Origin of the sequence: Fructobacillus broussonetiae (assembly GCF_018437275.1) — a bacterium.
Taxonomy (GTDB): Bacteria; Bacillota; Bacilli; order Lactobacillales; family Lactobacillaceae; genus Fructobacillus; species Fructobacillus broussonetiae.
In genome coordinates this window covers 293,656-301,961 of record NZ_JAAMFK010000001.1, presented here as the reverse complement: position 1 = coordinate 301,961, position 8,306 = coordinate 293,656, and the positions used below count along the sequence as shown (strand labels likewise).

Annotated in this window: 10 protein-coding genes; 8 read left to right on the top strand and 2 right to left on the bottom strand. The window is 48.4% G+C overall.

The window, feature by feature from the left end:
- The first annotated feature begins 93 nt into the window (after positions 1-93).
- Entirely contained in the window at positions 94-843 is a 750-nt protein-coding gene (locus tag G6R29_RS01490) for a DUF1542 domain-containing protein (RefSeq protein WP_213808587.1), read from the top strand.
- Positions 844-1,062: 219 nt separating this feature from the next.
- Positions 1,063-1,590, top strand: coding sequence for a GNAT family N-acetyltransferase (locus G6R29_RS01485; RefSeq protein WP_213808586.1), 528 nt, complete (start codon positions 1,063-1,065; stop codon positions 1,588-1,590).
- Positions 1,591-1,641: 51 nt separating this feature from the next.
- Here the strand turns inward: G6R29_RS01485 and G6R29_RS01480 are convergent, their stop codons facing one another.
- Both G6R29_RS01480 and G6R29_RS01475 read right to left on the bottom strand, forming a co-directional pair.
- The gene (locus tag G6R29_RS01480; protein ID WP_213808585.1) at positions 1,642-1,926 is read right to left on the bottom strand and encodes a hypothetical protein; all 285 of its coding nucleotides are present in this window, start codon (positions 1,924-1,926) and stop codon (positions 1,642-1,644) included.
- 103 nt (positions 1,927-2,029) lie between these two features.
- Complete coding sequence (locus tag G6R29_RS01475; protein ID WP_213808584.1) at positions 2,030-2,419, bottom strand: ribonuclease HI family protein; 390 nt, start codon at positions 2,417-2,419, stop codon at positions 2,030-2,032.
- Positions 2,420-2,509: 90 nt separating this feature from the next.
- Between G6R29_RS01475 and G6R29_RS01470 the strand changes: the two genes are divergently transcribed.
- The 6 genes from G6R29_RS01470 to G6R29_RS01445 all read left to right on the top strand — a co-directional run bounded on the left by G6R29_RS01470 (position 2,510) and on the right by G6R29_RS01445 (position 8,296).
- Positions 2,510-2,866, top strand: coding sequence for an EbsA family protein (locus tag G6R29_RS01470; RefSeq protein ID WP_213808583.1), 357 nt, complete (start codon positions 2,510-2,512; stop codon positions 2,864-2,866).
- Positions 2,859-3,794 carry an RluA family pseudouridine synthase gene (locus G6R29_RS01465; protein WP_213808582.1) on the top strand — a complete coding sequence of 312 codons (936 nt, stop codon included), beginning with the start codon at positions 2,859-2,861 and terminating at the stop codon, positions 3,792-3,794. Before G6R29_RS01470 ends, G6R29_RS01465 begins: the two co-directional genes overlap by 8 nt.
- 68 nt (positions 3,795-3,862) lie before the next feature.
- On the top strand, positions 3,863-4,390 hold the full coding sequence (gene pyrR, locus G6R29_RS01460) for a bifunctional pyr operon transcriptional regulator/uracil phosphoribosyltransferase PyrR (RefSeq protein WP_213808581.1): 528 nt from the start codon (positions 3,863-3,865) through the stop codon (positions 4,388-4,390).
- Positions 4,391-4,437: 47 nt separating this feature from the next.
- Positions 4,438-5,517, top strand: a complete 1,080-nt coding sequence (locus tag G6R29_RS01455) for a carbamoyl phosphate synthase small subunit (RefSeq protein WP_213808580.1) — start codon at positions 4,438-4,440, stop codon at positions 5,515-5,517.
- On the top strand, positions 5,498-8,020 hold the full coding sequence (locus G6R29_RS01450; RefSeq protein WP_213808579.1) for a carbamoyl phosphate synthase preATP-grasp domain-containing protein: 2,523 nt from the start codon (positions 5,498-5,500) through the stop codon (positions 8,018-8,020). Before G6R29_RS01455 ends, G6R29_RS01450 begins: the two co-directional genes overlap by 20 nt.
- Positions 8,021-8,296 (top strand): DUF7671 family protein, encoded by a 276-nt coding sequence (locus tag G6R29_RS01445; RefSeq protein ID WP_213808578.1) that lies wholly within the window; start codon positions 8,021-8,023, stop codon positions 8,294-8,296. It abuts the gene before it with no gap.
- The last annotated feature ends 10 nt before the right edge of the window (positions 8,297-8,306 follow it).

The following is an 8,306-nucleotide window of genomic DNA, read 5'->3' as shown; positions in this document are numbered from 1 at the left end:
GTCTTGGGATAATTATACAGTGGACGATGCATAAAATCTGTCCATTTTATCAGCATACGAGCAGAATCAAAGACGGTTGGAGAGCTGCGCCACGTGACACGCCTTGTGAAGGCCTTGATTCAAAGTATTCCTGACCCAATTAAGCTTCAAGTAACGGCTTCGGATAAGGATGCCGCCAAGAAGCAAATTGATGATGCTGCAAAGCAGTATCACGATAAGGTAAAGGAAATGGGCAACACGGATTCTTCTGACCAAGATGAAATCGAAGGTGATTTGGAAGCGGCCGTTGAAAATGCGAAGGCCGCAATCGACAAGGCAAAGAGTAAGACCGAGTTGGATGCTGCCGTTTCCGATGGCTTGGACAAAATTAATAACTTGCCACTACCAACCCCTGTTGTGACACCGCATTCAGCCGATGGCGGCGACTCACTTCGTGATGGGGATGAGGATACTGACAACGGTGACGTTGATTCTGAGAAGAATAAGCACAATGAGACAGATATTGATCAAGACGATGCCTCGAAGGCTGCCGATAAGCAAGATGCAAAGTCTTCTGATAACAAGTCTGACGAAAAGTTTGGTTCAGCTGAAGCTTCTGGACAGGTGGATGGTCAAGAAAAGAGCATGGACAGACATGCGCAAACGACCGACACTGACGCTACGAAGAACAGCAATCTAAGCTTGAAGGCTGAAAATGAGAATAAGACTGAAACGGTCCCAGTTTCTCACGCTATGCCAGATACGGCTAAGAAGACTGATGGTAACTTTAAGCAATCAATCGGATTAGCTCTTGTTGGAATCGCCTCTGCCCTTGGTTATAAGAAGACCAAGAAGCAGGATTAAGAGGGCGTTTTAAAACATTTACCTTTTGGTAAGAAGGGAAAAGAGTTCGTGTTAACGGACTCTTTTTTCTTCGTTTTCCCATTCTAAAAATTCGTCATTTTTGAAAAGGTTGTAAAAATCATTCGTTGTGCTATAATTTTCATCTGATGAAAAAAACGGAAAGGAGCCGCACGCTAAAAATTACTTTGGGGTGCAACCATTTTTATGCCAGTAGTATACATGCGTCGTGCAAAAGCGCGCGATATTGATGCGATTGTCGAAATTTTACAGACGGCAAAAGGGTATTTAAAGGAACAAGGAATCGATCAGTGGCAAGCTGATTACCCTAATTCCGACACAATTCAGGAAGATTTGGACAAGCACCAAGCCTTTGTCTTGATGTCCGATGACCAAGTTGCTGGATATGCGGCGGCTTTCGAAGGGGAAGATCCTCTCTACACGAATTTGGTGGACGGTTCATGGTTGAAGGGCGGTCATGACTACGCTTCATTGCACCGTGTGGCCATCTCAGACAAGTTCCGTGGGCAACGCTTAACGCCACGCTTTATCACGGCCTTGGTCTCATACTTCTACGCACAGGGCGCACGCGATTTCCGAATCGACACGCACCCTGGTAACCTGCCAATGCAAAAGGTCATTGCCAACAATGGTTTTGAACAGCGTGGTACAGTTCACATGAAGGAAGCAGATCACATCTCAACGGAACGTTGGGGTTACCAAATGTTGATCAACGACGACGAAGATTAATCACAACAAAAAAGGCGCTTGAGATATTCTCAAGCGTCTTTTCTTTTGCTTTTATTGTTGCTTCTTTGGTTGACGAGTTGACCAGATGCGGTAGACAATCCAGAGACCGAATAGGCCTTGAAAAATCAAGGCTGGTAAGTCCCAGTTCAAAAGATAACCCCAGTGGTGATCTTGTAAACTCATTTGAATACTTGAATAGAGTTCAGCACCGGTCAGGTAGAGAGCGAAAAAGCCAGCAATCAGCCAAACGTTTCGGCTTTTGATGTATTCTTGCTTACGTTCAAACTGAATCAAAGCAAGGACAAACAGGAATAAAAAAAATGGTTGGTGAATCATAAAAACTCCGTAATACTTTCTAAACAACTACTGATACTTTATCAAAAAATTCGGGGGGACAAATGATTGAAGGTGCAGGTGATACCATCGAGGAATAAAAGACTTAGTCCTTTTTCAACGCTCTTAACGCCAAGTCGTGCGGACCGCGGTTGTTTGAATCCTTTACCCAGACGAAGAAAGTGAGTTCAGGGTTTGGAAGCATTGCTAAAATTTCATCCACGTATTCCTGGTAGTGTTTGGCGTAACGCTTTTGCATGGAGGAGACGAGGAGCTTGGAATCCGACTGAATTTCGAGCATTTCGGTCTTGCTTAATTCAGCTTGAACAGTCTTCAAACCAAACAGCAATGCCATAAATTCCGCCTCGTGGTTATCAGTGCACTTATCTAAAATAGTTGCGTAAGGATGTTGGACTTTATCCTTGATGAAGATGATGCCCGCGCTTGCTTTTTCGTCTCGTTTTCGAAAGGCGGCGTCCGTTTGGATTTGAATCATGTTTTTCTCCTGTTAATACCAGTCTAACAATAACAGAAGCCGGGAAAAATGTTAAAATAGTAAAGGTGAAAATCGTTGAAGGAGACGAACATGGCAAAAGTATCAGGATTTTATCAACCAGAGGGTTATGGGAACAAAATTGCTTGGTTACTCTGGACATCCTTTTTGTTCGTGAGTCCTATCTGGGCTTCTGAATTAATGTATGCTGTGAACGGCTATTGGATGCTTTATACGGCAGTCATTGCCTTGATCGGATTGGGCTTAGTTTTTGGTCGCTACTATGTGATTGAAGACGGTCAAATCCTGATTCACTCCTTTTTTACAAAGAAACAAGTCCGCTTTTCTGGTGTACAAGTAAAAGAGCGGCACCTACTTATCAACAATCACTTTGATTTGTTGATCAGCAAGAAAAACGCAGAAAAGGTGAAGGATATTCTACATGGCTGAAACCATTGAATTGACAATTAAAGAAGACGGCAAGCGAATCGATGCGGCCTTAGCGGAGAGTGGGCTCGAACAGTCACGTTCGACCATTGCTGCTTGGATTAAAGACGGATTGGTTGAAGTGAACGGAAGTCCTGTCAAGCGTTCGTACAAGCCAAAGGAAGGTGACAAGGTTGCCATCCATGTCCCTGACACCAAGGAGGTTGAAAAGCTTGAAGCCGAAAACATACCTTTGGACGTTGTGTACGAAGATGACGACTTGATTGTCGTAAATAAGCCACAGGGAATGGTCGTCCACCCGGCAGCTGGACACGCGACCGGTACGCTCGTGAACGCGTTGCTCTACCACGCACCGCTTTCGACGATTAACGGGGAGTTCCGTCCTGGAATCGTCCACCGAATCGACCGCGATACGTCGGGCTTGCTCATGGTGGCAAAGAACGACAAGGCGCACAAGGCGCTGGCGGCTGAATTGAAAGAGCACAAGACGGAGCGTTACTACTACGCGCTCGTGAAGGGCGAATTCAAGGAGAACAACGGAACGGTGGATGCACCAATTGATCGCCATCCAAAGGATCGCAAGAAACAAGCGGTTGTGGCTGGTGGCCGCGAGGCTGTGACGCACTTTGAAGTGGTGGAACGCTACATGGGTTGCACGCTGCTGAAGTTGCAGCTCGAAACGGGCCGCACGCACCAGATTCGTGTGCACATGCAATACATCGGGCACCCGGTGGTGGGAGATCCGACGTATGGACACCAGGCAGAAATCGCTGGCATTCGTTTGAAGGGACAGCTGCTGCACGCAAAGACTTTGGTGCTCACGCAACCAACGACGGGTAAGCGGTTGACTTTTGACTCAGAATTGCCAAAGATATTCAAGCAGGTGTTGAATGCGATTGATGATTCGAAATTGAAGACGGACGCTGATTAGGCGTTTTTGACAGATATGAAAACGGCGACTGACGTCGCCTTAACAAAAGGGAATTGAAAGGATACGACATGGCTAACAAAGTGGTATTAGACCAACCATCCATGCAACGTGCTTTGACACGAATTACGTATGAAATTTTGGAACACAACAAGGGCGGACAGAACTTGATTCTTGTCGGTGTTAAAACCCGCGGGGAATATTTGGCCCACCGCATTGCGGACCGTTTGGAACAGCTGGAAGGCGAAAAGATTCCAGTGATGGCCATCGATATCACGGATTACCGTGACGATCGTTTGGACCACGACACGCAACTCGGTTTGAATGAACAAGAACGTTTGAACATTGTCGACCAAAACATCGTCTTGGTTGACGACGTGCTCTTCACTGGTCGTACGACCCGTGCGGCCTTGGACGCTTTGATTCAAATTGGTCGTCCAAAGACAATCACTCTGGCCGTCTTAATTGATCGTGGCCACCGTGAATTGCCAATTCGTGCGGACTTCGTTGGAAAGAACATTCCAACGGCTCAAAACGAAAAGATTCAGGTAATGGTGGACGAAATCGATGGCGAAGACGCCGTTGTAATTGAACACTAAAAGCTGATTAGTCAATTTTCGAGTAGCGCTTGTTAACGAGGTAATCGATGGAACGGCACCTGATTTTAGAAGACGGAACGGTCTTTTCAGGCCAGGGGTTCGGGGCACCAGCCACGACCTTTGGTGAAATCATCTTTGATACCGCCAGTTCTGGCTATCAAGAAACTATAACCAACCCCATTTACGACGGGCAGATGATTGTCTTTGCTATGCCCGTTGTCGGAGCTGATGGGATTCACGCGGAAGCCTACGAATCCATCAACCCGAAGATCCGGGGGATGATTGTCCACGACCTGGCCGAGGTTTCAACGAACCGCCAGCGTCGGATGAACTTGGACCGCTTCTTACAACAATACAATATTCCAGGCCTCGCTCAGGTGGACACACGGAAGTTGATTCGTCACCTGCGTGAAACGGGTTCGCAGAAGGCAACCATCGTTGACGTCGTCGACGAACACGCCAAGGACCAGTTGGCCGCCACGGTTTTGACCAACAAGCAGGTGCAAAACACGGCCACTCCGAAGGCCTACGCCAACCCGGGACGTGGTTTTCACATCATCGTGATTGATTTTGGTTTGAAGCACGGCATTCTCCGCGTATTAGGGGACTACGACGCCAACGTCACGGTCTTGCCTTATACGACGTCAGTTGACGAGGTGTTGACTCTGGATCCAGACGGGATTATTTTATCAACCGGTCCGGGGAACCCAGAAGACTTGCCCGAGTCGGTTTTGACTTTGATACGCGTCTTACAGACCAAGGTGCCTATGCTGGGTATCGGATTAGGACACGAGCTCTTCGCCTTGGCCAACAATTCGGCCTTGGCTGCGCTTCCTGCCGAATACCACGGCATGAACCACCCCATACAAGAAATTATCTCAAAAGAAATTATTTACGCCCGACAGGGTAGAGGGTATGTCGTCGACCCAGACGAACTCGACAGTAAGAAGCTGTTCGTGACCCACCGGGACATGATTGACCATTCCATTCAAGGTTTGCGTCACCGTGAATACCCAGCCTTTTCCGTCCAGTTCTTCCCAGATGGAGCACCTGGACCGGAAGAAGCAAAACGTGTTTTCTTGGACTTTTTCGAAACGGTAGTCGACTATGTACAAAAGAACAACTGAAGAACAACAAAAGCGCGTTCTCTTCTTGGGCGCTGGTGAAACTGATTTTGGTATGCAGGGTGAAAACGACGCTGCTATCTATCAGGCCCTGCCCATCCTAAAGAAACAGGGCTACGAGCTCTTCGTTGTCGAAGACAACCCGTACTCGCTTTCATTGGAGTCCGCCTTTGCCAAGACGATCGTGGCGACCCTGACCGTTCAAAACATCAAGGCCATCATCAAAGAGAACGCCATTGATAGCGTTGTACCGGCCTTTGCTGGGGTCCGCGGAATCCGTCTCTGGCAACAGGTGCTCTCTGAGTGGCGTGAAGAGGACGGTGACAAGCCCAAAACGCTTGGTATGCCCGAAAGCACCGTTTCACTCATGGCTGATCAAACAGCCCTCTATGATCGCTTGATCGACGCCGGACTTTCGATGCCAGAAGCAACGATTGTTAAAAGCCAAGACGAAGCCAATCAGATTCTTCGTGACTTAGAGTTGCCGCTGCTCGTCCGCGCGCACAACCCTGCTCAGGCAACAACGCGTCGGATTGTGAAGCGCCTCGATGACTTCGAAGAAGTGGTGGGACGAGTTCTCGAGCAATCCCTGACCAAGGAAGCCGTTATCTCGAAGGCCATCAACGGTCTTAAAGAAGTTTCCTTGTTGGTCCTCCGTGATTCCTTTGGAAACTGTTTGCAGGTCGGTGCGTCAGAGGATATGGATCCAATCGGAATTCACACGTCTGACTCGCTTTCCGTTGCACCGGTTCTCACGATATCTGACCAAGTCTTGCAAAAGATGCGGACCCAAGCCTTCTTGGTGGCTAACATTTTGAAGGTTCAAGGACCCGTTCACGTGCAGCTGGCCTTTGATGAAAAGACGGGTGACATGTACGTCATCAAGGTCTCGCCTTATTTGAACCAACTGACGAACCGGATGGCTTTGCTCACGGGTTACCCCGTGATGTTAGTCTCTGCTCAGTTAGCCATGGGAAAGCGAATCGACGAGGTTGTTTTGCCTGACTCCTACCACGAAAAGACGGCAATGCTTGAACCCGTGATGGACCACATCGTGGTTAAGTTACCCGTCTTCTCCTTCGGAGATTTGGAAGCGGCCGGTGTTAAAGTCAACCGTCAACTGTCTTCCATCCAGAAGTCGGTTGGTTCCGCCTTGGGATTCGGGCGAACATTTATTGAAGCCATGGAGAAGGCGATTCGAGCTGCTCACTTTAACAACCGTTCGTTCTCGCCAAAGTACATGAAAAACATCACCGACGATGAGCTTATCCAGCAGTTGATTCACCCCCAAGATAACCGGGTACTCTTGCTGATTGAAGCGCTTCGCCGTGGCTACGAAGTTGACGAACTCGCAGAGTTGACCAAGATTGATGAATTCTACTTCTACCAGTTGGGTCATCTCCTAGAGATTGAACAAAAGATTTTAAACGCCCGACCAACGTCGACCGTTTTGGCGGAGGCTAAGAAGTCTGGACTTTCCGATGGTTTGTTGGCACGTTTCTGGCAAACCGACTTCCAAGCCATTCGTAACTTGGCAAAGGAGGCCGGTATTATCCCGACCTACAAAGCCTTGGAACCCTCGGCCGGGGAATTCCCTGAAAAGGCACGGCAGTTCTTTGCGACCTTCGAAGAAGAGAACGAATCTGCGCCACTCTGTGACGAATCCGTCCTTTTGATTGGTTCAGGTGCCTTTCGAATGGGGGATGGAGCCGCTGCCGGTTACATGGTAAACGTGGCACTTTCTGAGCTGCGCGCCATGGGCTACAAGACCATCATTATGAACAACAACGCCGCCGATGCGACCTTGTTACCTCACTTGTCCAACAAGCAGTACTTAGAACCACTGGAAGTTTCGGATGTGATGGCCGTTGTTGATCAAGAACATCCACGGGCTATCTTAGTTCCGGGAAATCGTCGCAAGTTGATTGCGGCCTTGCAAAATCTTGGCCAAAACGTCATTGTTCTACCTAAGGACAAGCACCAACCAAACGGTCCGGAAGATGGTCAGTCTGAATTTGCGCTGAACTTCTTCTACGACGGGAAGAACGCTTATCCGCTGGTTGTTACGGAGCATCAGAACGGTGAGATTCGTTTGATTGACGAAGATGTCTCAGACGTTGATCTCGATGAATTTGAACTTCGTTCACCAGGAATGTATCAGTTGATTTGGCGTCGAGAATCAGGAGAGTGGAGCGAGCATGTCGATCTTCCAAACTTTGCGGTCGACACTTGGTTGCGTCCAATGCCATACGGACAGATTGCCTTCTTGTCGAAGGTACTTGGTCTGTCATTGGTTCGCCTCGTCATTCGTTCTTGGCAGGGTGGCCTGAAGCCAGAGGATTTGGAAGCCTTGGTTGCCCACATGCCACAACTGAAAGAAGGAGAGTACGCGATGGTCTCGGACCGAACGGACTTTGATCTTCATCTGAAGCCAGAAGGTGAAATTGACTCCACTCGCTTTGAGATGGGGGCTAAGATTGTGCGCCTCTTGAAGGAGGACGACTAGATGGCAAAGGATAAGTATGACACAGCCATTTTGAATGGCATTCCTGTTCACGAGGATGCTTCGGGACAGGCGGTGTTCGACCCAGATGCCAAGGTGCATCCCTGGCGAATTGGGAAACATACCAAGGGAAAGCTTGGAAAGCCTGGCCAAATTTTCTTGACGGGGCAAAACCAGAAGGTCGTGCTCGTATCGGTCGAAAAGCTTGCTTTTAAAGACCGGCACGACTACACACCGATGGGGCGTTTTACCAAGGAAAGCATGGACCTCAATCAATAAATTATACGAA

What these genes read in the sequence shown, in the direction of transcription:
- G6R29_RS01485 (WP_213808586.1), top strand. Translation starts at nt 1,063, where the DNA reads ATGCGTCGTGCAAAAGCGCGCGATATTGATGCGATTGTCGAAATTTTA.
- G6R29_RS01480 (WP_213808585.1), bottom strand. Translation starts at nt 1,926, where the DNA reads ATGATTCACCAACCATTTTTTTTATTCCTGTTTGTCCTTGCTTTGATT.
- G6R29_RS01475 (WP_213808584.1), bottom strand. Translation starts at nt 2,419, where the DNA reads ATGATTCAAATCCAAACGGACGCCGCCTTTCGAAAACGAGACGAAAAA.
- G6R29_RS01470 (WP_213808583.1), top strand. Translation starts at nt 2,510, where the DNA reads ATGGCAAAAGTATCAGGATTTTATCAACCAGAGGGTTATGGGAACAAA.
- G6R29_RS01465 (WP_213808582.1), top strand. Translation starts at nt 2,859, where the DNA reads ATGGCTGAAACCATTGAATTGACAATTAAAGAAGACGGCAAGCGAATC.
- pyrR (WP_213808581.1), top strand. Translation starts at nt 3,863, where the DNA reads ATGGCTAACAAAGTGGTATTAGACCAACCATCCATGCAACGTGCTTTG.
- G6R29_RS01455 (WP_213808580.1), top strand. Translation starts at nt 4,438, where the DNA reads ATGGAACGGCACCTGATTTTAGAAGACGGAACGGTCTTTTCAGGCCAG.
- G6R29_RS01450 (WP_213808579.1), top strand. Translation starts at nt 5,498, where the DNA reads ATGTACAAAAGAACAACTGAAGAACAACAAAAGCGCGTTCTCTTCTTG.
- G6R29_RS01445 (WP_213808578.1), top strand. Translation starts at nt 8,021, where the DNA reads ATGGCAAAGGATAAGTATGACACAGCCATTTTGAATGGCATTCCTGTT.